Origin of the sequence: Acinetobacter sp. 16 (genome assembly GCF_033439925.1) — a bacterium.
In the GTDB taxonomy this organism is placed as follows: Bacteria; Pseudomonadota; Gammaproteobacteria; order Pseudomonadales; family Moraxellaceae; genus Acinetobacter; species Acinetobacter junii.
The window spans coordinates 319,073-343,637 of the sequence record NZ_CP137746.1; the positions used below are offsets into that span (position 1 = coordinate 319,073).

The 24,565-nt window shown below is 39.8% G+C and carries 22 protein-coding genes; 12 read left to right on the top strand and 10 right to left on the bottom strand.

Features of this window, described 5'->3' with window-relative positions; genetic code table 11:
* Nucleotides 1–26: 26 nt before the first annotated feature.
* Together R2H34_RS01485 and R2H34_RS01490 are read right to left on the bottom strand one after the other, a co-directional pair.
* Complete coding sequence (locus R2H34_RS01485) at nt 27–443, bottom strand: DNA polymerase III subunit chi (RefSeq protein WP_004917037.1); 417 nt, start codon at nt 441–443, stop codon at nt 27–29.
* 153 nt (nt 444–596) lie between these two features.
* Entirely contained in the window at nt 597–2,045 is a 1,449-nt protein-coding gene (locus R2H34_RS01490; protein ID WP_004958489.1) for a leucyl aminopeptidase, read from the bottom strand.
* Between the two features lie 158 nt (nt 2,046–2,203).
* Here R2H34_RS01490 and lptF point away from each other — a divergent pair, with 158 nt between their 5' ends.
* The 4 genes from lptF to R2H34_RS01510 all read left to right on the top strand — a co-directional run bounded on the left by lptF (nt 2,204) and on the right by R2H34_RS01510 (nt 7,223).
* Nucleotides 2,204–3,304 carry an LPS export ABC transporter permease LptF gene (gene lptF / locus R2H34_RS01495; RefSeq protein ID WP_004917030.1) on the top strand — a complete coding sequence of 367 codons (1,101 nt, stop codon included), beginning with the start codon at nt 2,204–2,206 and terminating at the stop codon, nt 3,302–3,304.
* On the top strand, nt 3,304–4,374 hold the full coding sequence (gene lptG / locus R2H34_RS01500) for an LPS export ABC transporter permease LptG (protein WP_005403525.1): 1,071 nt from the start codon (nt 3,304–3,306) through the stop codon (nt 4,372–4,374). The genes lptF and lptG overlap by 1 nt, the downstream gene beginning before the upstream one ends.
* A gap of 119 nt (nt 4,375–4,493) precedes the next feature.
* Nucleotides 4,494–6,038 (top strand): 2,3-bisphosphoglycerate-independent phosphoglycerate mutase, encoded by a 1,545-nt coding sequence (gpmI, locus tag R2H34_RS01505; protein WP_005403526.1) that lies wholly within the window; start codon nt 4,494–4,496, stop codon nt 6,036–6,038.
* A gap of 9 nt (nt 6,039–6,047) precedes the next feature.
* Complete coding sequence (locus tag R2H34_RS01510) at nt 6,048–7,223, top strand: S41 family peptidase (protein ID WP_005403527.1); 1,176 nt, start codon at nt 6,048–6,050, stop codon at nt 7,221–7,223.
* Nucleotides 7,224–7,261: 38 nt separating this feature from the next.
* Here R2H34_RS01510 and R2H34_RS01515 read toward each other — a convergent pair whose 3' ends face one another.
* Genes R2H34_RS01515 through R2H34_RS01525 form a run of 3 tightly spaced genes read right to left on the bottom strand, consistent with a single transcriptional unit; the run spans nt 7,262 to nt 10,931 of the window.
* Nucleotides 7,262–8,692, bottom strand: a complete 1,431-nt coding sequence (locus R2H34_RS01515; protein WP_004917021.1) for a sigma-54-dependent transcriptional regulator — start codon at nt 8,690–8,692, stop codon at nt 7,262–7,264.
* A gap of 22 nt (nt 8,693–8,714) precedes the next feature.
* Nucleotides 8,715–10,280: a sensor histidine kinase gene (locus R2H34_RS01520; protein ID WP_004917019.1), complete on the bottom strand. Its 1,566-nt coding sequence runs from the start codon at nt 10,278–10,280 to the stop codon at nt 8,715–8,717.
* A 15-nt stretch (nt 10,281–10,295) separates the two neighbouring features.
* Entirely contained in the window at nt 10,296–10,931 is a 636-nt protein-coding gene (locus tag R2H34_RS01525) for a response regulator (protein ID WP_004957336.1), read from the bottom strand.
* A 211-nt stretch (nt 10,932–11,142) separates the two neighbouring features.
* On the opposite strand from R2H34_RS01525, the gene pbpG reads away from it, so the two are divergent.
* From pbpG to R2H34_RS01540, 3 genes are all read left to right on the top strand, one after another.
* The gene (gene pbpG / locus R2H34_RS01530; RefSeq protein ID WP_005403528.1) at nt 11,143–12,204 is read left to right on the top strand and encodes a D-alanyl-D-alanine endopeptidase PBP7/8; all 1,062 of its coding nucleotides are present in this window, start codon (nt 11,143–11,145) and stop codon (nt 12,202–12,204) included.
* A 163-nt stretch (nt 12,205–12,367) separates the two neighbouring features.
* Nucleotides 12,368–12,982: a DUF6915 family protein gene (locus tag R2H34_RS01535; RefSeq protein WP_004957343.1), complete on the top strand. Its 615-nt coding sequence runs from the start codon at nt 12,368–12,370 to the stop codon at nt 12,980–12,982.
* Nucleotides 12,983–13,005: 23 nt separating this feature from the next.
* Nucleotides 13,006–13,785 carry a hypothetical protein gene (locus tag R2H34_RS01540; protein ID WP_004917012.1) on the top strand — a complete coding sequence of 260 codons (780 nt, stop codon included), beginning with the start codon at nt 13,006–13,008 and terminating at the stop codon, nt 13,783–13,785.
* Nucleotides 13,786–13,851: 66 nt separating this feature from the next.
* Here the strand turns inward: R2H34_RS01540 and thrC are convergent, their stop codons facing one another.
* The 4 genes from thrC to xerD form a co-directional block, all read right to left on the bottom strand.
* Nucleotides 13,852–14,991, bottom strand: coding sequence for a threonine synthase (gene thrC / locus R2H34_RS01545; protein ID WP_002048893.1), 1,140 nt, complete (start codon nt 14,989–14,991; stop codon nt 13,852–13,854).
* 58 nt (nt 14,992–15,049) lie between these two features.
* The gene (locus R2H34_RS01550) at nt 15,050–16,351 is read right to left on the bottom strand and encodes a homoserine dehydrogenase (RefSeq protein WP_004917010.1); all 1,302 of its coding nucleotides are present in this window, start codon (nt 16,349–16,351) and stop codon (nt 15,050–15,052) included.
* A 126-nt stretch (nt 16,352–16,477) separates the two neighbouring features.
* Complete coding sequence (locus tag R2H34_RS01555) at nt 16,478–17,293, bottom strand: DsbC family protein (RefSeq protein WP_004957350.1); 816 nt, start codon at nt 17,291–17,293, stop codon at nt 16,478–16,480.
* A gap of 136 nt (nt 17,294–17,429) precedes the next feature.
* Nucleotides 17,430–18,350 carry a site-specific tyrosine recombinase XerD gene (xerD, locus tag R2H34_RS01560; RefSeq protein ID WP_004957351.1) on the bottom strand — a complete coding sequence of 307 codons (921 nt, stop codon included), beginning with the start codon at nt 18,348–18,350 and terminating at the stop codon, nt 17,430–17,432.
* A gap of 149 nt (nt 18,351–18,499) precedes the next feature.
* Between xerD and R2H34_RS01565 the strand changes: the two genes are divergently transcribed.
* The 5 genes from R2H34_RS01565 to ftsW all read left to right on the top strand — a co-directional run bounded on the left by R2H34_RS01565 (nt 18,500) and on the right by ftsW (nt 23,586).
* Nucleotides 18,500–18,760, top strand: a complete 261-nt coding sequence (locus R2H34_RS01565; protein ID WP_020899909.1) for a FeoA family protein — start codon at nt 18,500–18,502, stop codon at nt 18,758–18,760.
* On the top strand, nt 18,757–20,610 hold the full coding sequence (gene feoB, locus R2H34_RS01570; protein WP_039046865.1) for a ferrous iron transporter B: 1,854 nt from the start codon (nt 18,757–18,759) through the stop codon (nt 20,608–20,610). The genes R2H34_RS01565 and feoB overlap by 4 nt, the downstream gene beginning before the upstream one ends.
* Nucleotides 20,611–20,623: 13 nt before the next feature.
* Nucleotides 20,624–20,875: a DUF6587 family protein gene (locus R2H34_RS01575; RefSeq protein WP_039046864.1), complete on the top strand. Its 252-nt coding sequence runs from the start codon at nt 20,624–20,626 to the stop codon at nt 20,873–20,875.
* A gap of 148 nt (nt 20,876–21,023) precedes the next feature.
* On the top strand, nt 21,024–22,382 hold the full coding sequence (gene murD, locus R2H34_RS01580; RefSeq protein ID WP_004957366.1) for a UDP-N-acetylmuramoyl-L-alanine--D-glutamate ligase: 1,359 nt from the start codon (nt 21,024–21,026) through the stop codon (nt 22,380–22,382).
* A 10-nt stretch (nt 22,383–22,392) separates the two neighbouring features.
* A complete protein-coding gene (gene ftsW, locus R2H34_RS01585) occupies nt 22,393–23,586 on the top strand; it encodes a putative lipid II flippase FtsW (protein WP_004916997.1) in 1,194 nt (397 codons plus the stop codon).
* 54 nt (nt 23,587–23,640) lie between these two features.
* Here ftsW and gluQRS read toward each other — a convergent pair whose 3' ends face one another.
* Nucleotides 23,641–24,504, bottom strand: coding sequence for a tRNA glutamyl-Q(34) synthetase GluQRS (gene gluQRS, locus R2H34_RS01590; protein WP_042892797.1), 864 nt, complete (start codon nt 24,502–24,504; stop codon nt 23,641–23,643).
* Between the last annotated feature and the right edge of the window lie 61 nt (nt 24,505–24,565).

Sequence of the window (24,565 nt, forward strand, 5' to 3'; positions counted from 1 at the left end):
CCTCGAATGACGCTCTAATTTCGGATTTATAATTTAAATGTTCGAGGTGCTATACCTAAACGACGATACATTTTAAATTTTTCTCGACCGATTTGTTTCGCAATTTCATTATTTTCAATAATTTCGATAATGTGTCGAAATTCTTGAGTTTGTTCAAGTGCATGATTGTTAAAATTAAAGACAATCCAATCATTGGATGATGGTAATTCTTCTGAAATACATACGGCACTATTTTCTAAATGAATCCCATGGGGGATAAAACTTGTTGGATCAAAAGTCCAAAGCTTCTCATCAAGTTCGTTCTGCATTTCTGCATTATCGCAATACCACCACACTTTAGGATGTTGGTTCAAAATTTTTCGGCATAAACGACAAGCACTTTCAACTTGTCGCTCAGTACTATTTTCAAATAGATAAAAACTAATTTGAGCTTGAGTTGACATCTAATTACACATATCTGTTTTTTATGGTTGAGTTGATGTATTCACTAGCGAATACATCAATATGCTCAAATAGGGCTAGAAATTTCTCAAGTTTGAATCGTCCAAAGTTATATTCAAGCCCTATTTTTATGACAAAAATAAATGTCACAACATTCAGCTATTTGCTTGAGCACGATTTGCTAAAAATTGCATCAATAATGGAACTGGGCGACCTGTTGCTCCTTTAGCTGCTCCAGATAACCATGCTGTACCAGCAACATCGAGATGTGCCCAGCGATAGTCACGTGTGAAACGTTCGAGGAAACATGCTGCTGTGATTGCCCCACCATGTGGGCCGCCGATATTCGCAATGTCTGCAAAAGGTGAATCTAGCAATTCCTGATATTCTTCCATCACAGGCATGCGCCAAACACGATCGAGTGATTGTTCGCCAGCTTGTAGCAGCTCTTGAGCCAATTCATCATCAGGAGTAAATAAGCCACTTACAACTTTACCTAATGCAACGACACATGCACCTGTAAGTGTTGCAATATCAATCACAAGAGCAGGGTTAAAGCGTTTGATATAGGTGAGCGTATCACATAGAACCAGACGACCTTCTGCATCAGTATTTAAAATTTCTACAGTTTGACCACTCATGGTCGTTACAATATCACCAGGTCGAGTTGCCCGACCTGATGGCATATTTTCCGCTGCGGCAATCGCACCTACCACATGAATTGGTAGCTGTGCTTCACAAAGAGCCTGCATTATGCCAAGTACTGAAGCAGCACCACACATATCAAATTTCATCTCATCCATACCAGCACCAGGCTTCAGTGAAATACCACCTGTATCAAAGGTTACACCTTTACCGACAAGTACGATCGGAGCTTGATCTGTATTGGCTTTGTATTCAAGAGTAATCACTCGACCTGGACGATCAGATCCTTTGCTTACAGCAAGGAACGCATACATCCCAAGGTCAGCCATTTGTTGTTCATCAAGAATGGTAACTTGCAACATATCTGGATATTGCGCAGCAAGAGCCAGTGCTTGATCAGCTAAATATTCTGGGAAGCAAATATTTCCTGGTCGATTACCTAAGTCGCGTGCATAGTTTTGTCCAGACTGAACAGCATGAACTAAGTTGAGTTGTGCATCATCTAATAGAGTTGTTTCAGCAACAAGATGAATGGTTTCTAAGACAAATTCATTTTTTTTGGATTTGAATTCGTCATAACCATAGCCTGCTTGACTTAAAGTGAGTGCGAATAAGGCATGTAAATCTGTTGGCAAAGCAGTGAGATCAATCGTAATTTCTTTAAATTTATTTTGTGACGATTTGATAATGCTTTGTGCGAGTTTTGCTAATTTATTCGGTTTTAACTCGTTACTTTTACCTAAACCAAGCAGTTGGGCATTAGATTGCACTTCTATTTGAGCAATAAGCGGTAAATTCTCGTTAAAGACTGCTTTAAATTGTGTTGCTGAAATAAGATTATCTAGGTTGTTGATTTTATAAGACTTTGTGCCGTGTTGTAATTGCTCTGAATCAACTAAAATCCACAAGGATTCACTAGACGCTTGAGTTGGTAATGCGGTATGAAGTGTAAATTTCATTGTTTATGTAAAACCTAATGAGCAAAAAAGATAGATAAGTCCATTAAACACGTTCAGGTATGAGCTTGCAATCGGCAACATGCGATAGGTTTTATATTTTTAACATTCGGGTAAACTAGCGTTACCCCACGATTGGTCTATTTTTTGGAAGCATTACTTTGATTATTCGGCGTTATCTCGTCAAACAAGTGGTGTCCACTTCTTTGGTTGTAACTGCATTACTTACGCTCATTATCATGGGTGGTCAGTTAATCAAGATTTTTGGACGAGCTGCACAAGGTCGTTTAGATGCTGGCGTTTTGCTGAGTATCATTGCATATCGTCTACCCGAATTTTTGACGTTGATTCTTCCACTCGGTTTCTTTATTGGATTGATGCTGGTATTTGGTCGACTTTATGTTGACCATGAAATGGCGGTGTTAAATGGTAGTGGCGTCAGTCGAAATCAATTGGCAAAATTATTATTACCGATGACCTTCGTTTATTTGCTTGTTCAATCTTTTCTGATGTTTTGGGGATCATCGTCGGGAATCAGAGCTTACGAGAGTTTGATGCAAACTCAAGCAGTGCGAGCAGGTTTTGATTTGGTTCGACCGAAGGAGTTTATTTCTTCTGGGCCATACACCATTTATGCTGGCTCTTTGTCAGAAGATCGCAAAAACTTAAAAGATATTTTCTATTATCAAAAAGCTGAACGTGAAGACAAACCTGATGTCATGATCTTGGCAAAAGAAGCTACACGTGTGGAAATGGCTAATGACACAGCCAATGTGGTGGACCTCGTTCAGGGGCGACGTTACGAAATTTATCCGAATCAGCCACGCTACACTCAAGCAGAATTTCAGTCATATCGCTTACGTTTAGAAAATGATAAAGACATTAAATTTGAAAGTGATGATGTTGAAGCATTATCGATGAGTAAATTATGGCAAAAACGTGATGATTCGGTGGTTCGTAGTGAGTTGGGATGGCGGATATTTGGACCGTTTGTCATCCTTGTTGCTTTGTTGCTTGCCGTAGCATTATCAGAAGTTAGCCCGAGACAAGGTCGTTATTATCGTCTCATTCCTGCGATTTTTATTTTTGCCAGTTTAATTGTATTGATGATTGCAATTAAGACCCGAATTAGTAAAGAAGAGTTAGATATTTGGGCATATCCAGTTGTGCTTCTTGTCTATGCAATTGCAGCAGCGATTTTTGCACGCAAACAGAAATTAGCGCCTAAAATTAAGAAAGGCATTCAGCGAGTGGGGTTATGATGTTAGCACGTCGAATAGTCGCCAAACATGTGACAAAAACCACGGTACTCGCAATGTTGGGAACAACATTGGTGCTTTCCTTTTTACAAGTGTTGTTTACGTATCTAGGTGAGTTAGGCTCACTTAAACCTAATTACAACGCATGGCAGGCATTTTTGTATGTCATGTGGGGTGCGCCTCGATATTTGTATGAAATTTTACCTGTAGCAGCGTTGATAGGTTCTGTACTTGGTCTAGGGGCATTGGCATCGAACAGTGAACTGATTGTCATGCGCTCGGTGGGTATCAGCCTATGGCGTATAGTTGGCTGGGTTATGCGTTCAGCACTGTTATTAATTGTTTTGTCTTTTGTATTAAGTGAATGGGTTATTCCATATACAAATGAAAAAGCTCAAAGCATTAAAAAACAACGTAGTGTTGCGACTTTAGGTGAAGTAAAAGGATATTGGTCGAGAGAAGGTCAACGTTTTACATATATTGACTATGCAAACTCTCAAGGGCAATTGCGCAATATTCAGTCAATTGATTTTGATCAAAATTATCGTCTTCAGTCTTTTATTACTGCTGAGAAAGGTCAGTTTGTGAAAGATGGTCAATGGACTTTACAGGACTCACATCAAGTTGATTTGCTGGCTCAAGGAAATGCGATCAAAACTGATCATGCTCAACAGGCATTAGGTCTTGCTTTGCAGCCGAAATATGTGCACATGGTAACCTTAGATCCTGAAGATTTATCTCCAAGTCAGTTGGTTAGTTTTATGCGCTATTTGGAAGAATATAGCCAAGTACCAAAGAGCTATGAACTGGCTTTCTGGCAGAAAGTATCTTCTCCTTTTGCATTGATTGCGCTGGTTTTAATTGCGTGTTCTTTTATTTTTGGTCCATTGCGTCAACAATCGATGGGCTTTAGGCTCGTGATTGCATTATTTACGGGGTTAGGATTCTTCTATTTACAAGACTTCTTGGGTTATGCAAGTTTAGTCTATGCACCATCACCTGCATGGTTTGTATTGTTGCCAATTATGCTGATGTTCGGCATCGGTAGTTATTTGCTCTATCGAGCACGTTAACGCAGCATTTGCTTTCCCTATCTTATCGATTGAGCAAAGCCATCCGTCAGGTCATAGAGAATTTTGTCAAATTTCGGTAAACTATGCCGATCAAATGATAGACAAACAGAGAGTCCAATATGACGGATGCAAATGCTGGCAAAATTCCTCACGTTCTAGTAATCATGGATGGTGTAGGACATCGTGAAGCAGTTGAAGATAACGCGTATTTAGCAGCAAAAACGCCAAATCTAACCGCCATGAAAGCGAAGCATCCGAATAGTTTAATCTCTGGTTCAGGTGAAGATGTCGGTTTGCCAGATGGGCAAATGGGTAACTCTGAAGTTGGGCATATGAATCTCGGTGCAGGTCGAGTGCTGTATCAAGATTTTACTCGTATTACTAAAGATATCCGTACTGGTGCTTTCTTTGAACATGAAGTGTTGGTTGATGCTGTAGAAAAAGCCAAAGCTGCAAATGGTGCTGTGCATATCATGGGCTTGCTGTCAGAGGGTGGCGTTCACTCACATGAAGACCATATCGTGGCGATGTGTGAGCTTGCACTAAAACGTGGTGGAAAGGTCTACTTACATGCATTTCTCGATGGTCGTGATACTCCACCACGTAGTGCAAAACCTTCGTTAGAAAAATTAGATGCTGTATTTGCTCAATACCCAAATCAAGGTCGCATTGTTTCGATGATTGGTCGTTATTTTGCAATGGACCGTGATAATCGCTGGGATCGTGTTGAACAAGCTTATCGTTTAATGACTGAGGGTGAGGCGACTCGTGTTGCTAGCAATGCGGTTGAAGCGTTGGATCTCGCTTATGCTGCTGATGAAAACGATGAATTTGTCAAAGCAACACGTATTGGTGACATTGTTAAAGTACAAGATGGCGACAGTATTGTATTTATGAACTTCCGTGCTGATCGTGCGCGTGAAATTACTCGTGCTTTTGTTGAAAAAGATTTTACAGGCTTTACACGTAAAGTAATTCCAGCACTTTCAAAATTCGTTATGCTGACTCGTTATCAAGCAAGTATTGATGCTCCCGTTGCTTATATGCCTGAAGAGTTGAAGAATTCGATTGGTGAATATCTATCAGGATTGGGTAAGACACAGTTACGAATTGCTGAAACAGAAAAATATGCACATGTTACGTTCTTCTTTAGTGGTGGTCGTGAGGATGAATATGCAGGTGAGAAGCGTATTTTGATTCCATCGCCGAATGTCGCAACTTACGATTTAAAACCTGAAATGAGTGCAATTGAAGTCACTGATGAGTTGGTTAATGCAATCAATTCAGGTGAGTTTGATCTGTTAGTTGTGAACTATGCAAATGGTGATATGGTTGGTCATACTGGTGTGTTTGATGCTGCTGTGAAAGCAGTAGAAACTGTGGATGCATGTTTAGGTCGAGTCTACGAAGCAGTGATGGCAAACAAAGGTCATATGTTAATTACTGCTGATCATGGTAATGTAGAGCAAATGCAGGACTATGAAAGCGGGCAGGTACATACGCAACATACCACTGAGCTGGTGCCATTCATTTATGTTGGACCTACACAAGCAACAATCGCTGAAGGTGGCGTGCTTGCAGATGTAGCACCAACTTTGCTCAGTTTAATGAATCTTCCTGTTCCACAAGAGATGCAAGGTAAAAATCTAATTACGTTACAATAAGGTGAGAGAATGACCCCACACAACAACATATATCGCGCATTATTTGCTAGTTTGTTGATGTGTGGGGGATACTCTTCCTTTGCTGCACCGATCTCACATACACATGAGTGGGATGAGAGTCCTGAATCGCGTAGTGCCGAAGTTCCGATTGAATCAATTCAACAGTTTGTTCAAATCTATAGCATTGTGAAGGACAATTACGTCGATAAAAAATCTGACGATGCTTTGTTCCAACAATCCATACAAGGTCTAGTCAGTGGTCTAGATCGTTATTCTCGTTATCTTTCTGCAGAAGAATATCGCCAACTCATTCAATATACCGAAGGTGATTTAGCATCAGTTGATTTTAATTTGAATTACGACACGCATATGCGTGCATGGCAGATTCAAGATTTAAAAACAGGTTCTGATTCAAATAAATTGGGTTTGCGAAATGGGCAGACAATTTTAAAAATTGATAATCAAGAATTAAAAAATCTAAATCAAGATCAAGTTCTCGGCTTACTTTATGGGTCCATCGGAAGTACAGTACAAATACAAGCTGAAAATAGCACGAGTACTATCATCTTAGTCAGAAACAAAAAAGTTGAAACGGATATCGAACCTGAGTTACTGCACAATCAAGTTTTAGTTTTAAAAATTCGTGTCTTTCAACAAGACACTGCAAATGAAATCAAAAGAATTATTGATGAATATAGTTCAAATCGTTTGAAAGCTGTTGTTTTGGATTTACGTAATAATCCAGGTGGATTGTTATCCGCTGCTGTTGAGTCAGCCGATTTATTTTTAAACCAAGGTTTGATCGTGACGACAAAAAGTCGTTCTGAGGGAGATCAACAATTTCAAGCACTTCCTTCAAATGACTTTCAAAATCTAAAAGTAGGAATTTTGATTAATCATCGTTCGGCATCAGCTGCTGAAGTATTTACTGCTGCATTAAAAGAGCATAAAAGAGCGTGGGTAATTGGTGAAAATAGTTATGGAAAAGGCGTGGTGCAAAAGCTTTTTCCACTTCCTAGCGGAGCCGCCTTACAAATGACGGTCTCTCATTATTATACGCCTGAAGGACATATGATTGAAGGTCAAGGGATTCAACCTCATCAAACCTATCCCTTGTCGCCTGAAACAAGGGAAGATGCATATCTAGAACATGTGGCAGAATTGACTTTAAAAAGCAAAATCTAAAAAAAGCCCCAAATTTTATGGGGCTTCTTATTCAGAGATTACTCATCATCCTCAGTATCTAAACCAAACTTTTTCAAACGATAGCGTAAAGATCGGAAGGTCATTCCAAGTTTTTTTGCTGCTAGCGTTCGATTCCAGTGGGTCAGATTTAAAGCATTCAATAACACTTCTTTTTCAATATTTTCTAAATAGCGTTCCAAACCTTCTGGCGGTAATTTTTTAGAGCTTGGGTTTGGACTCGCACTTTGCAGCGTTATTTCACTTTCATCTGACTGAACATAAGCATTTGAAGGAATACTGATTGAGCTACGCAGAGGTGCAGTTTGCAAATGAGCCAAATCAATGGTTTCATCATCACTGAGAGTGATTGCTCGTTCAATAATGTTTCGAAGTTCGCGAACGTTACCTGGAAAATATTGCTGCAAGAGGAATTGCTCTGCACGTGTGGTGAGGGATTTAACAGGTAACTCCCATTCTTGGCTAATCTTTTGAATAAAATGATTTGCCAGTATTAAGATATCTTGACCACGTTCACGAAGTGGAGGCAATACGATATCCATCACATGAATGCGGAAGAATAAATCTTGTCTAAAGCGACCTTGCTGAACCAAGAGTTCTAAATCTTGGTGGCTGGCACTAATCACACGGAAATCCACATCAATTTCTTGATCTGATCCAACTGGACGAATTTTTTTCTCTTGTACTGCACGTAAAAGTTTTACTTGCATATTTAAGGGAAGTTCTGCAATTTCATCTAAAAAAAGGCTGCCACCGTGTGCAGATAAGATAAGTCCTTGTTTATCTTGTGTTGCACCTGTAAAGCTGCCTTTCTTATGACCGAATAATTCGCTTTCCATTAATTCTGTTGGAATAGCACCACAGTTGATGGCAATGAAAGGTCCTTCGCTGCGATTACTTAAACGATGAACTAAGTTCGCAACAACTTCTTTTCCTGTTCCTGATTCACCTGTAATAAAAACAGGTGCTTGTGAACGGGCAATCTTTTTTAAAGCGATCCGTAATTGTTGAATAGGTGCTGAACGCCCAATCAGCAATTTGTTTTCTAAGGCTGTTTCTACCGCCTCTTGTTCGGGTTGAGGGCGGTTTAAAGCTTTTTGAATCAGTTGATCAAGATGTGTCTGATTCACTGGTTTGCTAACAAAGTCAAACGCCCCAGCTTTCAGTGCTGCAATTGCAATGTCCATATTTCCGTAAGCAGTAAGAACAGCGATTGGTGTGTTTGGATAGTTTTGAGTCACATGTTTGACAAGATCAAGACCATTTCCATCTGGAAGGTTAAGATCGGTTAGACATGCATCGTACTGAAACTCGGTAAAGAATTTTTTGGCTTGCTCCACACGATATGCAAGATGAGTTTTGATTCCCATACGTGCGAGCGTCATTTGCATAAGAAGACATAAGTCTTCTTCATCGTCTACGAGTAAGACGAGAGGTTGTTTAGTTGCCATTTCCCCGAAAAACCTAATTTAATCAATGAATTTTTGAGCATTCAATCCTGAAACATGCTCCTTGTTGTTGCTCTATATAATTGAGCTTTGCATGATTTGCCTCACAAAAACTATGAGACAAGTACAATCCTAAACCAGTTCCTTTAATTTCGGTACTAAAAAATGGTTTGAATAACTGAGAAATATCTCTTTTTGCAACGCCTGTACCAAAATCAATCACATCTATTCGGGTGCGACCATCATTTAGATGAATATTCACTTCAATATATTCTGCTTCAGGTGCATTGTGTCTTATAGCATTACAAATAAGATTGATTAATACTTGTCTTAATTGTTTTTCATCAAACAGGATCGTTAAATTTTCAGGCAAACTGAGTTGGATCTTAGATTTAACATCTGCTAAATCTTCATTTAATAATGTTTCAAAAAATTCTGTTAATTGAATAATTTGTGGTTCAGTAGGTTTATTGCGTGCCATCCCCAAAGTATCTTGAATGATGCTATCGATCCTTTTTGCCTGTTTGCTAATCATTCGAGATAGCATGTCTTGCTGCTGGATATCGCTACCCTTAAGTAATTCATTGGCTTGTACAATAGCTGCAAGTGGGTTTCTGATTTCGTGTGCAATACTTGCAGAAAGTTGTCCTAAAGCTGCCAATTTTAATTGTTGAACCTGTTGAGTAAGTTTTTGGGCATCTTTCAGGATCAATAAGAATAGGGGCTGTTCAGGAACAATTAAATGTTTGACTCGAACATTGACCGTGTATGGGCTAAGTTGTGATTCAAAACTAAATTCCTCACCATCTTTTAGCTCACTAAATTTGATCAGCTCAAAAAGATCAGGTTGCCATTTTATTAAAGGTGTTTTCTCAGTAGAAACAGGGACATTAATTCCAAGTAAAGTATTGGCAGCAGGATTGCTTAAAACAATATGGTTACTTTCATCTAGAACGAGATAACCATCTTCAATCTGTTCAAGGATGTAGCGGTTGATATTTTGAAGTTGATGAATCTCTATGGATTGATGGAATGTCAACGTCTCTAAAATTTTAAAACGTTGTACTGCAATACGTCCAATCGCATGCACAACAAAGAATAAAAAAGCGAGAAAGATACTATTACTTAAATGATTTAAGTTGTTGTAGTTAAAGAAATCGCCAATAAAACGTTGATAAACCACCATAATGACAGCAAAAAGTGTCACGATCAGCGAGAGCTGAGAGTTTAGTAGAATTGCAGAAGAAAAGATTACGATTACGTACAGCAAACTTAATTGTAAGTTTGGCCCCCCCGCAGAGAAAGTAATCAACGCTAAACAAATCACATCAATAAGAAAAATTAAAATGAGCTGTTTAGTGACTTGTACTGGAAGTATTTTGAGTAAAAAAAGCTGGAAAATACTAAATGCAATAAAGCAAATCAGTGTATAGAAATATAAAAAAGGGTAATCATAGTCTGAGGCTAATTGCTCAGCCGTTAATAAATAAATGAGCAAAAGGCTGATAGAGATAATCAGCCGATATCCACTATACCAAATACCAAGCTTATAGACGGTTTGGGAGACGGAAGAGGCTATTTTGCCCAGCATATGTGATCACTTTTCTTAAGGTTTAATAAGACCGTATCGAATCGCTAAGTGTGTGAGTTTGACATCACTATCAATCCCAAGTTTTTCAAAAATACGATAACGATAAGTATTGACAGTTTTAACGCTTACAAACAATTTATCAGCAATTTCCTGAGCACTAATACAGTTAACGACCATCATCGCAACTTGCATTTCACGTTCTGAAAGCGAATCAAATGGGGATTGTTGAGTATCTGAAAGATATGAGCTAGCTAACTGCTCTGCAATATCAGCACTGAAGTATTTACCACCTTGCATGACTTTATTGATCGCTCGAACCATCTCTGAAATTGGTGCACCTTTGGTAATATAACCTTTAGCACCAGCTTTGAGCAGTAGTGATGGGTAGGGTTCTTCTGCTAAACCACTGACAGCAATCACTTTTGTATCTGGTGCTGACTGGAGTAGTCGGCGAGTAGTTTCAACGCCACCAATTCCTGGCATATTGACATCAAGCAACACCACTTGAGGGTGTTTTTGACGAACCAATGCAATTGCTTCCTCGCCAGATTCAGCTTGTCCAATAACATCTACATCTGGATGGTCTTCTAACATACGGCAAATGCCTGTGCGTACGAGTTCATGATCATCAACAACGAGAACAGTGATCAAGAAGACCTCCTTTTTTTTCAAAAAACTGGTTTTTTGTTACATAAAGCAAAATTAGCTTGCAATGAAACGACAAAATTAGCAATCCTATTCTTTGTGATTAGAGAATAGTTGTACACAATTGTGTCTACAAAAGCTTTACCCGATTTGTTCAAATGTAAGGCATAATGATAGTAAGCGCAAATGTACAGCGTCCTGAGTTGAGTATTGTGTCGTGAAAAATTCTAAAAAATCTGTCTTGCATGTGTTAAGCATGTCGATCTTGTTGGCGTGGAGTTCAACAAGTTTTGCTGAATTAGTGAATAATAATTCAGTATCTCCGAGTGCGGGCAGTTCGTCAGCTTCGATTAGTTGGTCTGCAAATGATGTCAGTCAATTTCTGGAAGATGATGAGACTGAGATTAGCCCACAAGGTTCAACTTCAGTCACGACAACTTTACGAGGGAGTGGCTCTGCTTCCATTACTTCATCAACGGCGCCTCAAAAGAGCGTACAAATACGTGACACTTTCGGGTATAGCAATCAACCCTCTGTCAATGCACGTGCAGCATTAGTCATGGATGCACAAACTGGTGAAGTACTGTACAGTAAAAATAGTAGCTTAGCAGTTCCAATTGCATCGATTACTAAAGTCATGACCGCAGTTGTGACAGCTGATGCTCGTTTAGACATGTCGGAAGAGATCACCTTACAACAAATCGATTTCGCTGGTGCTGGTGGTAAGAACTCAAGTTCTACATTGCGTGCCGGGGATACGATGAATCGTGCAGAACTACTGCTTTTCGCATTGATGAAATCTGAGAATCCTGCTGCTGCTGCTTTAGCTCGTACATATCCAGGCGGTCGTTCAGCGTTTGTGGCTGCGATGAATGCTAAAGCAAGACAACTAGGTATGACATCAACGCGTTATGCTGAATCTACAGGCCTTGATCCACATAATGTTTCATCAGCAAGAGATTTAGGTATTTTGGTGAGTGCTGCATCTCAATATGGTTTGATTCGTCAGTTCTCAACAACACCTACTTATGATTTTAATTTAGGCTATCGTGTTTTGAAGTCTAATAATACCAATGCATTAGTACGTAATGGTGGTTGGAATATTAACTTATCAAAAACAGGTTATATCAATGAGGCAGGACGTTGTGTAGTGATGCACACCACAGTTAATTCTCGTCCAGCTGTTGTCGTATTGCTCGGGGCTTCAACTTCTCAAGCACGTACAAATGATGCGACGAATCTATTAAATTGGGTGGCTACCCTACCAAAACGTATTTAGTAGCATTGGATTGTTAAAAGCTCTTCTTTATGAAGAGCTTTTTTATGTCTTTAAAAAATCAGAGAAAGACGACATAACTTGTCTTTTATCAAATAATTATATGTATTAATAAATCAAAAATAGAGTAATATTTATTCATTACAATAAATGATGACATTCAATCATGAATGCGATGCAACATGCTCGGATTTCCGCAAAACGTTGGGGTGGGGAGCCTGAAGACTACTATGAAATTCATGCTTTTATAGATAGTACCAAAAGCTTATGCAGTGATGCACGACACCGAGTTTTGCATACTTTATGGGGAATTAACTCAGTTGTAGTACCGATCTTTGGGCATAGTCTAGTGACGAGTACAGGCAAATCTGTTGATGTTAAAGATTTGTGTGAGCGTGATCATTTGTTAGTGGACTATCAACAGCGTTTTATTCCGACCTTACATGATTTTGTAAATGCGATAGATGTAAAACAATTACCCCAAAATTTTGAACAACATTTAGAACAATTACATCTTAACTATGTAAAGGATAAAACACTTTCGCAAATGATGTTATCGCCATTAGCACAGACGGGTAAATTACATTCTTTATTACTGACACATAATAGCTGGTTTATTTTTGATATCTTACCTCGATTGGGATCACTGCCTAGTTTGGGAAATATTCGTTATAGCCCTGCTGATTTTTTTAATGCGATGCATTTTGAATTGTGGATGGACAATGGGATGGCAATTCCTCTGAGTGCGCAAGCATTACATCAAATAAAACAAACGACTTAACGATATATTTTTACGGGAATAAAATGAGCACATATGTGATTCGTGCCAAGTATTTTGGTTATAACGATGAAGTTTTCTACGTAGCTGGCAATCGTATTGCTAATGTTTTTGATAATAAGCAACAGGCTGAATTAGCTTATAAAAAACTTGAGATAGATGGAGCGCGTGATTTTGCATTATATGAAGTTGAATCTCTTTTTGATGCTGATGAAGCATTATTGCAGCAATTAGATGACTTCGTATATTCACGTTGTGGTGAACATATTTGCGAAGAAGGGGATATTTCTGACGATGTATTACCTGCAAGTTTAAGTGACGATGATACCTTTGAATTTATTCAGCTTGCTGGAATGCAAAAATTCCAATTGGTTGAATTCGAAAATGAAGTCAAGTTTTATGGTTTATGGTCTGTAAAAAAACAACAATGGGTGGAGGAACATGATGAATGCTTTGCGGGTCTAATATATTCAGAAAGTTTAGATGCTTTTAAATCTAAAGTTGAGCATATTTTTGCTGATTATGATTATTCAGCAATTGAAATAAAAGGCAGCTTGGATGAACTTTCAGCCCAACCGATTTTATTGCAAGCAATGATTAGTACACGATCTGGTTTAAGTTATGATGAAGCAAAACAAACCCTTGTCATTGATGCTTGGCAAGATGAAGCATTGTATGCTGTGAATTCGCTATTGAAGCAACCTTTGTTTGAAATTAAAGAAATTAATCTAGAAGAAATTCAAAAAATTGAAAAAGACTTAGCGAAACAATACAGCTACGATGAAGATTATGAATATGAAGAATAAAATCATGTTCTAGTTAATAAAAAACCAGTTGCAAGCAACTGGTTTTTTATTACTAAAAATTTATTCTTACATATTTGAAAGAATAGAATCTTTAACTTGATCCATCGTTGCATCGATGGATAACATCACAGCATCCGCACATTGTTTGATTGCTGTATCTGGATCTTTCAAACCGTTACCTGTCACAGTACATACGATCACAGAACCTTCAGCAATTTTACCTGCTTTGATGTCACGAATAGCACCACCGATAGAAGCAGCAGAAGCTGGCTCTACGAAAACACCTTCATACATAGAAAGTAAGCGTTGAGCTTCAAGAATTTCGCTATCTTGAAGTTCATCGAACCAACCTTTCGAATCACGTACAACTGCTTTTGCATGATTCCAGCTTTGTGGATTACCAATACGAATAGCCGTTGCAACGGTTTCAGGACTTTCCACTGGAGCACCACGTAAGAATGGCGCTGCACCAGAAGCTTGATAACCAACCATCGTTGGTAAGCCTTCAGGTTTAGGACCAGTGAATTGATCTGTTGCTGCATCATAGATGACTTGTTCGAACTGATCAGCAGGTTGATTTGCTACTGCTTCTGTATACCCCATCCAGTGTGCAGTGATATTCCCTGCGTTACCTACTGGTAAACAGTGGTAGTCAGGTGCACGCCCTAGAGCTTCAACAATTTCGTACGCAATGGTTTTTTGACCTTGCAAACGGTAAGGATTGATTGAGTTTACGATAGTCACAGGTGCTTGATCTGCTACTTCTTTCACTAGACGCATACCGTCATCGAAGTTACCGCGGATTTGCATGGTGATTGCACCGTACATCATTGCTTGAGCCATTTTACCCATTGCAATTTTGCCTTCAGGAATCAAAACGAATGCTTTGATTCCTGCACGTGCTGCATATGCCGCTGCTGCAGCTGAAGTATTCCCTGTTGATGCACAGATAATTGCCTTCGAGCCTTCTTCAACTGCTTTGGTTACAGCCATCGTCATACCACGGTCTTTGAATGAACCTGTTGGGTTAAGACCTTCGTACTTCACATAGATTTCAACGTCTTTGCCAATAATACGTGGAATGTTCTCTAGTTTAATAAGAGGAGTATTTCCTTCGCCTAAAGAAATTGCACGTGTAGTTGCAGACACAGGTAAACGGTCACGATAACGATCTACAAGACCAGTATAACGATTGGCATTCGACATGATGGTGTTCCAATATGAGGTAGAGCGGGGTGAGGGAAGGCATTTTCCCTCAACCTGATTAACTATCGAGCGATTCTAAACGAATTCTTACGATTTCGCCACGAATAGCTGGTAATGCTTGAATTTGAGCAAGAGCTTCATCCATTTTTGATTCAACAATTGGATCAGTCAAAATCACGATTGGGATGAGGTCTTTGAGGCGAGATTGTTGCATGATCGCATCAATACTAATACCTGAACGGCTGAGAATGCTAGTGACATCAGCGAGCACACCAGTTTGGTCTTCTGCATTTAAACGAATGTAATATCCCGTTGTCATTTCTTCACGGCTTAGGATTGGTACATTTGTAAGCGCCTCGAATGCAAGTTGAGGGATTGTTCCAGCGCCGTCTTCGGTGTATGAGATATCTCGAACAATATCAATCACATCTGCTACAACTGCTGAAGCTGTTGGTCCTGCGCCTGCACCAGCACCATAGTACAATGTTGGACCCACCGCATTTGCTTGAACAAGTACCGCATTTTTTACGCCATTCACGTTTGCGATCAATTCTTCAGCAGGAATCAAGGTTGGGTGTACACGTAACTCAATGCCTTTTTCAGCACGACGCGCAATACCTAAATGTTTGATACGGAAGCCAAGTTCTTCAGCATATTTCACATCTTGAGCTGTGATTTTACTAATGCCTTCGGTATAAACCTTATCGAATTGAAGTGGAATACCAAACGCACAAGATGCCAAAATCGTCAGTTTGTGTGCAGCATCAATCCCTTCAACATCAAATGTCGGATCTGCTTCAGCATAGCCAAGCTCTTGAGCTTCTTTGAGAACATCATCAAATGCACGACCTTTTTCACGCATTTCAGTCAGAATGAAGTTACCTGTACCGTTGATGATGCCTGCAAGCCATTCGATATGGTTAGCTGCTAAACCTTCACGGATGACTTTAATAATTGGGATACCACCAGCAACAGCTGCTTCATAAGCAATTTGTACGGCATTGTCTTCTGCTGCTTTGAATAGCTCATTACCATGTTCTGCGAGTAAAGCTTTGTTTGCGGTAACAACTTGCTTGCCATGCTTAATGGCTTCCATGATGACTTCATAAGCAGGATGAATGCCACCCATGACTTCAACGACTACATCAACATCAGGTTGACGCACGATCTCCATGAGATCTGAGCTTTGTTTAATGCCTTCGAGTTGTAGATCTGGACGTGGACGGCGGGTGCCTACGTGTGTAATTTGAATTTCTCGACCAGTACGGCGTTTAATTTCAGCAGCATTTTCTTGTAATAATTTAAGGGCTCCACCACCTACAGTACCAAGACCGAGTATCGCCAGACGAACTGGTTTCACGTCACACTCCATTTTATTCAATCATTTTAATGAAGCTTGATCATAGCTAAAAAAGTGCGCAGACACTAGGGCTAAGATCATCTTTAATCTGTCGCCCAAGTCGCTTTGTGGAGTTGCTGTGAGGATTTATTTTTCGAGTCGTTTAATGATTTCTTCTGGTGTCATATATCCACCAAGATATTCGCCGTCAACGTTATAAATTGCTGGTGTGCCATTAACGCCCATGTTTAAACCTAACTGATATTGATCACGTACAGGGTTTTTACATTCTGCTGCAGTAACAGGAAGACCTTGTGATGCTTGATCAAATGCAGCTTTGCGATCTTCACTACACCAAATTGCTTGCATCGTAGGCATAAACTGCTCACCACGTGGCCATGCGATATAACGAACTTCAATACCTTTGGCATTAATTTCAGGTAAATGTTCATGCAGCTTGTGACAGTACGGGCAGCTTGAATCGGTAAAGACATAAATCACATGCTTAGCTTTACCGCCTTCCGCTGGGTAAACAATTAAATCTTCAGTTTTGAGTGCTGCTAAATGTTTTTTATTTTCTGTAGCTTGCAGAGCTTCGCTAACATTTTGTAGCTGTTTGTCGCCTAAACGGATCACATCGCCTTGGATGATGTATTGACCATCACTAGTGGCATAAACAGAACCCATGCCTTCTAGACTCACCCAGAATAGATTAGGAACTTCTGTTTTTTTAACTGCAATAATTTTAGCGTTGATATTTGCAGTTTTAAGATGTTTTTCTAAGGTTGAGACTAAACGTTGTTGCGCGTTTCGTTCACTTAAGGTTGATGCTTCACCCGTAGCAGGCGCTGTTGCTGTAAGAGCATCTTGTTTTTGCGCTGAATTTTCTTTTGAGCAGGCACTAACTAATAAAGTTGATGCTAATGCACAAGCAAGCGCAAGCTTAGACCGAGTAAACACCATAAAGAACCTTTTTTCTACGTATTCATTTGTATTAAGGGTCTAAGCATAACAAAAAAAACATCTGACTTCGTTAAATCTTGCTTAAGCTTTGTGAACTCAATCAACTTGTTGAATGCGTCATAGATAAACGGTCGGTTTAACCTCTTGGATGATGTTTGCTATGCAGCTCTTGCATTCGATGTTGAGCGACATGCGTATAAATTTGTGTGGTTGAAAGATCGCTATGACCGAGTAGCATTTGTACTACACGCAGATCAGCGCCGTGATTGAGTAAATGTGTTGCAAACGCATGTCTCAGGGTATGCGGGGATAATTCTGCGGATATATTGGCCTGTAAAGCATAGCGTTTGATCGCGTACCAAAAGTTTTGCCGACTCATGATTCCGCCATGTTGGGTAAGAAATAAATAATCGGTATTACTTTTATAAAGCTGTGGGCGGGATTCTGATAAGTATTTCTCGACCCATTCACATGCGTATTGACCTAGCGGGACAAGACGCTCTTTATTTCCTTTACCTGTAATACGTAAGAAGCCTTGTTTTAAATTTATTAACTCTAAACGTAAATTCAGTAGTTCTGTAACACGTAGACCACAAGCATATAAAACTTCAAGCATGGCTCGATCACGTAAACCCAAAGCGGTACTGATATCGGGTGCATTTATCAGTGCTTCAACATCATGCTCTGATAAATCTTTGGGTAATGCTCGACCAATCTTTGGGGATTGATGTGTCGCAACAGGATTATCATCTCGAAGTTTTTGTTCTCTGAGAAATTTAAAAAATTGCCGTAAAGCTGATAAACACCGAGCAATGGAGCGTGGGCTTTTGCCATGTTTGGTCAGCGCGATCAGTACATCGGCAATATCATCACTTGACCACTCAGTAAGTACCACTGTGTCGTGCAAGTCACTACATTGAATTAAATCAGACAAATAGGCATTACGAGTATGCGGACTTACTGTTTGTGCAACTAAATAATCACGAAATCCATGTAAAAAACTTAAATGTTCAGGGATTTTTACAGCAGCAGGAATACGAGGTTTTTTATTTAACATAACAGCTTAAATCCTTTCATCTACTGCACTGTAAAAGAAAAAGTATTTGTTGTCGATCTGTGACAAGACTAAATGCCACTGAGATTGCTTTTGGTAATTATTCTCATTTGCTTGTATACTACGTGCAAAAGAGTTATGGGTTAGAAACGGTGCGATTGTCAGCATTAAAAGTCAAACAAACAGCGAAAATCACGCAAGTGAATCGCCTTGTGAATGATAATGATGAACCAGATCTGGTAGCGATACGTCTCGAGAGTTTAGGTTTTGTGCCAGGAGCACAGGTTCAAGTGATCACCAAAGGTGTTTTTGGTGGTGACCCGATTCTAATCCAAATAGGTTTTACCCGTTTTGCTCTGCGCAAATCTGAAGCCGATAAAATTGAAATTCAGCTGGAAGGAGCACCTACATGAGTGATGCACTTCGTGTTGCCCTTGTGGGAAATCCAAACTGCGGTAAAACATCTTTATTCAATCATTTAACTGGTACTCGTCAAAAAGTAGCAAACTATGCGGGTGTTACGGTTGAACGTAAAGTCGGACATTTTCAGCTGCCATCAGGTAAAAATGTTCGTGTTCTAGATTTGCCAGGAACTTATAGTTTACAAGCAACCAGTCCCGATGAAGCAATTACCCGTGACGTCTGCCAAGGTAAAATAGCTGAGGAAGGTCAGCAAGATGCTTTCTTGTGTGTAGTAGATGCGACGAGCTTAAAACTACATCTTGGTCTCGTATTAGAAATTATTGAGCTTGGTCGTCCGATCCTCGTGGTTTTGAATATGATGGATGAAGCACGTCGTCGTGGTATTCAAATCAATACACAAAAATTATCTCAACGTTTAGGTGTACCTGTGGTTGAGACGGTTGCTGTACGTAATTCAGGAATCGAAAATTTATTACATGCACTTGATCAAGGGAAATATACCGTTCCGCAGACCGAGCTGAGTGGTTTGACTGGTGAGCATCATCAGAAAATTGAAACCATTTTCAAAGATGTCGTGAATTTCGTAGATCAGGAAGATAAGCGTACAGATTTCCTTGATAAAATCTTCTTGCATCCAGTGTTGGGTTTGCTCAGTCTAGCAGTGATGATGTTCATCGTTTTCCAAGCCGTATTCGCTTGGGCGGCACCATTTATGGATGGAATTGAAACATTCTTTGGATGGCTTGGTGAAACATTAGGTACCCATATCAGTCAGCCACTTTTACAAAGTTTAGTGGTTGATGGAATTATTGCAGGTGCTGGTGGCGTAGTGGTGTTTTTGCCACAAATTCTGATCCTGTTCTTCTTCATTTTAGTTTTGGAAGAATCTGGATATCTACCTCGTGCTGCGTTCTTGCTTGATAAATTGATGTTTAAAGCAGGTTTGAGTGGTCGCGCGTTTATTCCATTGCTTTCAAGTTTTGCTTGCGCTGTTCCGGGTATTATGGCTACTCGAAGTATTAGTGATCCCCGTGATCGTTTCACGACGATTATGGTCGCGCCATTAATGACTTGTTCAGCTCGTCTACCTGTATATGCTTTATTGATTGCAGCTTTTATTCCAGCTCAGACCGTTTGGGGAATCTTTAATCTTCAAGGTTTAGTGTTGTTTGGTCTATATATGGCGGGTATTGTTAGCGCATTATGTGTTTCATTTGTGATGAAATTTTTGCAAAAAGATAAATCACAACATGCGCTTTTATTAGAGTTGCCAAGCTATCGTATTCCCGATTTAAAAAGTGTCGGCATTGGTTTATTAGATCGTGGAAAAATCTTCTTAAAACGCGTGGGTGGAATTATCTTCGCGCTTTCGATTTTACTTTGGTTTTTATGTACTTTCCCACAAGCGCCTGAAGGTGCCACTCAACCTGCGATTGATTATAGTTTTGCTGGTATGTTGGGGCATTTAATGCAGCCTATTTTTGCCCCAGTGGGATTCAACTGGCAGATATGTATTGCACTTATTCCAGCGATGGCAGCACGTGAAGTAGTTGTTGCTGCACTGGGAACAGTATATGCCTTATCTGGAGCTGATGATGAAGCTGTTGCCCAAGGCTTGGCTCATTTAATTAGTGCAGATGGAACAGGTTGGTCTTTAGCTACAGGGCTGTCTTTGCTGGTGTGGTTTGTTTATGCGCCACATTGTTTAGCAACTTTGGCAACGGTGCGTAGAGAAACAGGTTCTTGGAAACATGTGGCTGTGATGACCGCATATTTATTTGGTTTGGCTTATTTGATGTCTTTCTTTACTTACCAAATCGCTTCGCGAATTTGGGGCTAGATAGGAGCTGCATATGTTTGAGTATCTGATTATTGCGGTTTTGGTCGGTTGGAGTGCCATAGTTGTCTTTAAAAAGGTATTTCCTCAAACCGCAAATGCTATGTTCATGTCTTTGTCGAATGTATGTCAACATTTTGGTTGGCAACGCTTAGCTCTACGATTGAAACCTAAAATGGTTGTTGGATGTGGTGGTGGATGTGGTTGTGCAAGCGATGAAAAGGACAATAAAAAAACTGAAGATATTCAAGCCGTGAAATGGCGTTAAGATTTTTTGTTTATAAAGCCATCGAATGATGGCTTTTTTACGCACTGACACAAAAAAATGCGAATAAAGATAAAACTGAAAAAGCATTCAAAACAGCAAAGTGCTAACATTTTTGCCATTCTGTGATCTGCGATAAAATGGGGCAAAAATGTTAATACAACGTGGTGGATTAAAAGTTGTTGCTGGCTTGGGTATTTCTGGTGTGTCAGCAGTAAACTTTCTGCATGAACAAGGCTACCAAGTTGCAGTAACAGACTCTCGAGAAACTCCACCAGGTCATGATCAAATTCCTGCTGAGGTGAGAACGAGCTTTGGACGACTCGATACAGAGCTATTACTTCAGGCTGAAGAGATTATTTTAAGTCCTGGCTTAGCACCACAATTACCTGAAATTCAACAAGCCATTGATAAAGGAATTCCAGTTGTAGGGGATATTCAGCTTTTACGCCGTGCAACTGATGCTCCCATTATTGCGATTACAGGGTCAAATGCTAAAAGTACAGTGACAACACTCGTGGGTTTGATGGCTCAGGATGCTGGAAAGAAAGTGGCTGTTGGTGGAAACTTAGGTCGACCAGCCTTAGATTTATTAAAAGATAAACCTGAACTCATCGTTTTGGAGTTATCGAGTTTCCAGTTGGAAACTACTTCGCATTTGAATGCTGAAGTTGCGGTTGTTCTCAATATGAGTGAAGACCACTTGGATCGTCATGGTGATATGTTGGGTTATCACAAAGCCAAACATCGAATTTTCCAAGGTGTTAAAAAAGTCGTTTATAACCGAGATGATAATTTAAGCCGTCCTTTAGTGCCTGATGCAACACCAATGCAAAGTTTCGGTTTGAATGCTCCTGATTTAAATCAATATGGTGTTTTGAGAGATGCAGATGGCACCATGTGGTTGGCACGTGGAAGAGAGCGTATCTTAAAAACCTCTGAGATGTATATTCAAGGAATGCACAATGTAGCAAATGCACTTGCTTGTTTGGCCATTGGTGAAGCGGTTGGATTTCCGTTGCCGAGTATGTTAGAGACATTGAAAACATTCAAAGGCTTGGAGCATCGTTGTGAATATGTGCAAACGATTGATGGTGTGCGTTATTACAATGATTCAAAAGGAACAAATGTCGGTGCAACTTTAGCGGCGATTGATGGGCTTGGCGCTGCTATTGAAGTCAATAAAGGCAAATTAGCACTTATTTTAGGCGGTCAAGGCAAAGGTCAGGATTTCCGTCCTTTGCGTAATGCAATACAAAAATATGTGAAATCTGTCATTCTAATTGGCGAGGATGCACCTGTAATTGAACAAGCGATACAAGGAACAACTGTTATTCAGCACGCGTCTAGCTTAAAAGCCGCGGTCGAGCTTGCTCAGCAAGTAACACAAGCTGAAGATGTGGTTCTGTTGTCGCCAGCATGTGCAAGTTTTGATATGTTTAAAAGTTATAATGATCGCGGGCATCAGTTCGTGGCATGTGTAAATGCCTTGAGTGAAAATAAAAACTAGGAACAGCGTTATGGCGGATTTGGCCCAAAATACAGTGCAGAAGATTTCTCAAATCTTAAATCGATTGCCGAAGCTTCCAGCAGAAATGACACCACGTAACATTCTGATTTTCTGTGTGGTATCTTTACTCTGTTTGGGTTCGGTGATGGTGGCCTCTGCTTCCATGCCGTATGCAGAATATATCCACGAAAATCCATTTTACTTTTTGATTCGTCATGGTATTTCGATTGTTGTCGCTGCTGTGGTTGCATTTTTGACTTATCGTGTCTCTTTAAACTTATGGTTTAAAAATGCGTTTCCATTATGGCTGATTACGATCATATTGCTGCTCGCTGTTTTGGTGGTCGGGTCAGAAGTGAATGGCGCACATCGTTGGATTAAAGTTGGTGGTTTCACAATACAGCCAACGGAGATTGCTAAGATTGTGATGGCAATTTTTACGGCAGATTATGTGGTGCGCCGTGCGAAAGAGGTTCGAACGCACTGGAAAGGTTTGCTACGCTTAAGCGGAGTAATGGCACTTACAGTCGGTTTTATCGTTGCTGAGCCTGATCTTGGGGCAACAGCAGTGATTGTTTTAATGATGGTTGGCGTGTTCTTCTTAGCTGGCGCACCTGCGACTCAGTTTTTGATTATGTTAGGGGCGATTCTTGCAGGGATTACCGCACTGATTTTATTTGAACCATTCCGCTTTCAACGACTTATTTCATTTACCAACCCTTGGGCTGATCCATTAGGTGTGGGTTATCAGTTGTCAAATGCTTTGATGGCATTTGGTCGGGGTGAATGGTTTGGAACAGGTTTGGGGCATAGTGTCCAGAAACTTTCCTATCTTCCTGAAGCACATACAGACTTTATGTTAGCAGTCTTGGGTGAGGAGTTTGGATTCTTCGGTGTAACCACGGTCATGATTCTCTCATTTACTATGCTGGCATGTTGTATTCGTATTGGTCATCGTGCATTACAGCATAATTATCTACGCGCAGGTTATTTAGCTTATGGTATCAGCATTATTTTCCTGTTACAGATTTTGGTAAATGCGGGCATGAATATGGGCTTGATGCCAACCAAAGGTTTGACACTGCCGTTTATTAGTTATGGTGGTACATCATTGATGATGTGTGCTGCGATGATTAGTCTGATTTTGAAAATTGACGCTTCAACCCAAGAGCTAAATCCTGTCAAAGAAGAATCGAATTTCTAAGGAATTTAGTTTCTGATACAAAAGAGACCCTAATTTATTAGGGTCTCTTTTGTTTTATAAATAAGATCCTGTCAAATGAATGCCTTTAGGGATTAAATTTACATCCCATTGCTGTACAGCTTGTTGCAGCATTATTCTAGGTTGATTTAATTCAACATTTGGTTGCCCAAGTGCCAATATGGCTTGCTGTAATAATTCAGAAGCCTTTGATACGTCTAATGCTTGTGCCAAATTTTGCTTAGATAATTTCTGACCTTGACCATTCATAGCAAGGGGTAAATGCATATAACTCAAACTTGGATAGTTCAATATAGAACCAAGCCAGATTTGTCGAGCGGTATTATCTAATAAATCCGCACCGCGAACGACATGCGTAATGCCTTGTAAATAATCATCTACCACAACTGCTAATTGATAACTAATGATGCCATCTCTTCGTTTTAGAACGAAGTCACCGAGATCATCTTTTAGGTTGGAACATTGCAGACCTTGTAATCTGTCTTCAAAACAAATCAGCAGATCATCGACTTTTAAACGAATGGCTTGCTCAGCAAAATCAAGATTTAAATCTCGGCATGTGCCAGCATAGATGTGATTAGAGCCGAGCATTTTGCGGGTGCATTGGCAAGCATATATGGCATGTTGCTGTTTGAGTTGATCGAGTACTTGCTCATAAATAGTTAAACGATCTTTTTGGAAAATAATCTCGGCATCAGGTTCAAATTCAAAGGCATCGATGCAAGATAAAATGTGAGTTTCGCTATTTGGATAAATGCGAGGAATATCGGTATCTTCTATTCGTACTAACCACTTACCATGATTGGCTTTGGCATCACAATAGCTTGCGACAGCAGTCAGTAAAGAACCAAAATGTAAAGGGCCAGTAGGAGAGGGTGCAAAACGTCCGATATAAGACATAAAGATTTATTGTTGTCTAAATAATTAAATCTACACCTAATCCCTCCAATACAAGGAGGGA

What these genes read in the sequence shown, in the direction of transcription:
- R2H34_RS01535 (WP_004957343.1), top strand. Translation starts at nt 12,368, where the DNA reads ATGAATGCGATGCAACATGCTCGGATTTCCGCAAAACGTTGGGGTGGG.
- thrC (WP_002048893.1), bottom strand. Translation starts at nt 14,991, where the DNA reads ATGTCGAATGCCAATCGTTATACTGGTCTTGTAGATCGTTATCGTGAC.
- gpmI (WP_005403526.1), top strand. Translation starts at nt 4,494, where the DNA reads ATGACGGATGCAAATGCTGGCAAAATTCCTCACGTTCTAGTAATCATG.
- murD (WP_004957366.1), top strand. Translation starts at nt 21,024, where the DNA reads ATGTTAATACAACGTGGTGGATTAAAAGTTGTTGCTGGCTTGGGTATT.
- xerD (WP_004957351.1), bottom strand. Translation starts at nt 18,350, where the DNA reads ATGTTAAATAAAAAACCTCGTATTCCTGCTGCTGTAAAAATCCCTGAA.
- feoB (WP_039046865.1), top strand. Translation starts at nt 18,757, where the DNA reads ATGAGTGATGCACTTCGTGTTGCCCTTGTGGGAAATCCAAACTGCGGT.
- R2H34_RS01575 (WP_039046864.1), top strand. Translation starts at nt 20,624, where the DNA reads ATGTTTGAGTATCTGATTATTGCGGTTTTGGTCGGTTGGAGTGCCATA.
- gluQRS (WP_042892797.1), bottom strand. Translation starts at nt 24,504, where the DNA reads ATGTCTTATATCGGACGTTTTGCACCCTCTCCTACTGGCCCTTTACAT.
- lptG (WP_005403525.1), top strand. Translation starts at nt 3,304, where the DNA reads ATGTTAGCACGTCGAATAGTCGCCAAACATGTGACAAAAACCACGGTA.
- R2H34_RS01490 (WP_004958489.1), bottom strand. Translation starts at nt 2,045, where the DNA reads ATGAAATTTACACTTCATACCGCATTACCAACTCAAGCGTCTAGTGAA.
- R2H34_RS01510 (WP_005403527.1), top strand. Translation starts at nt 6,048, where the DNA reads ATGACCCCACACAACAACATATATCGCGCATTATTTGCTAGTTTGTTG.
- R2H34_RS01520 (WP_004917019.1), bottom strand. Translation starts at nt 10,280, where the DNA reads ATGCTGGGCAAAATAGCCTCTTCCGTCTCCCAAACCGTCTATAAGCTT.
- R2H34_RS01515 (WP_004917021.1), bottom strand. Translation starts at nt 8,692, where the DNA reads ATGGCAACTAAACAACCTCTCGTCTTACTCGTAGACGATGAAGAAGAC.
- R2H34_RS01555 (WP_004957350.1), bottom strand. Translation starts at nt 17,293, where the DNA reads ATGGTGTTTACTCGGTCTAAGCTTGCGCTTGCTTGTGCATTAGCATCA.
- ftsW (WP_004916997.1), top strand. Translation starts at nt 22,393, where the DNA reads ATGGCGGATTTGGCCCAAAATACAGTGCAGAAGATTTCTCAAATCTTA.
- R2H34_RS01540 (WP_004917012.1), top strand. Translation starts at nt 13,006, where the DNA reads ATGAGCACATATGTGATTCGTGCCAAGTATTTTGGTTATAACGATGAA.
- R2H34_RS01485 (WP_004917037.1), bottom strand. Translation starts at nt 443, where the DNA reads ATGTCAACTCAAGCTCAAATTAGTTTTTATCTATTTGAAAATAGTACT.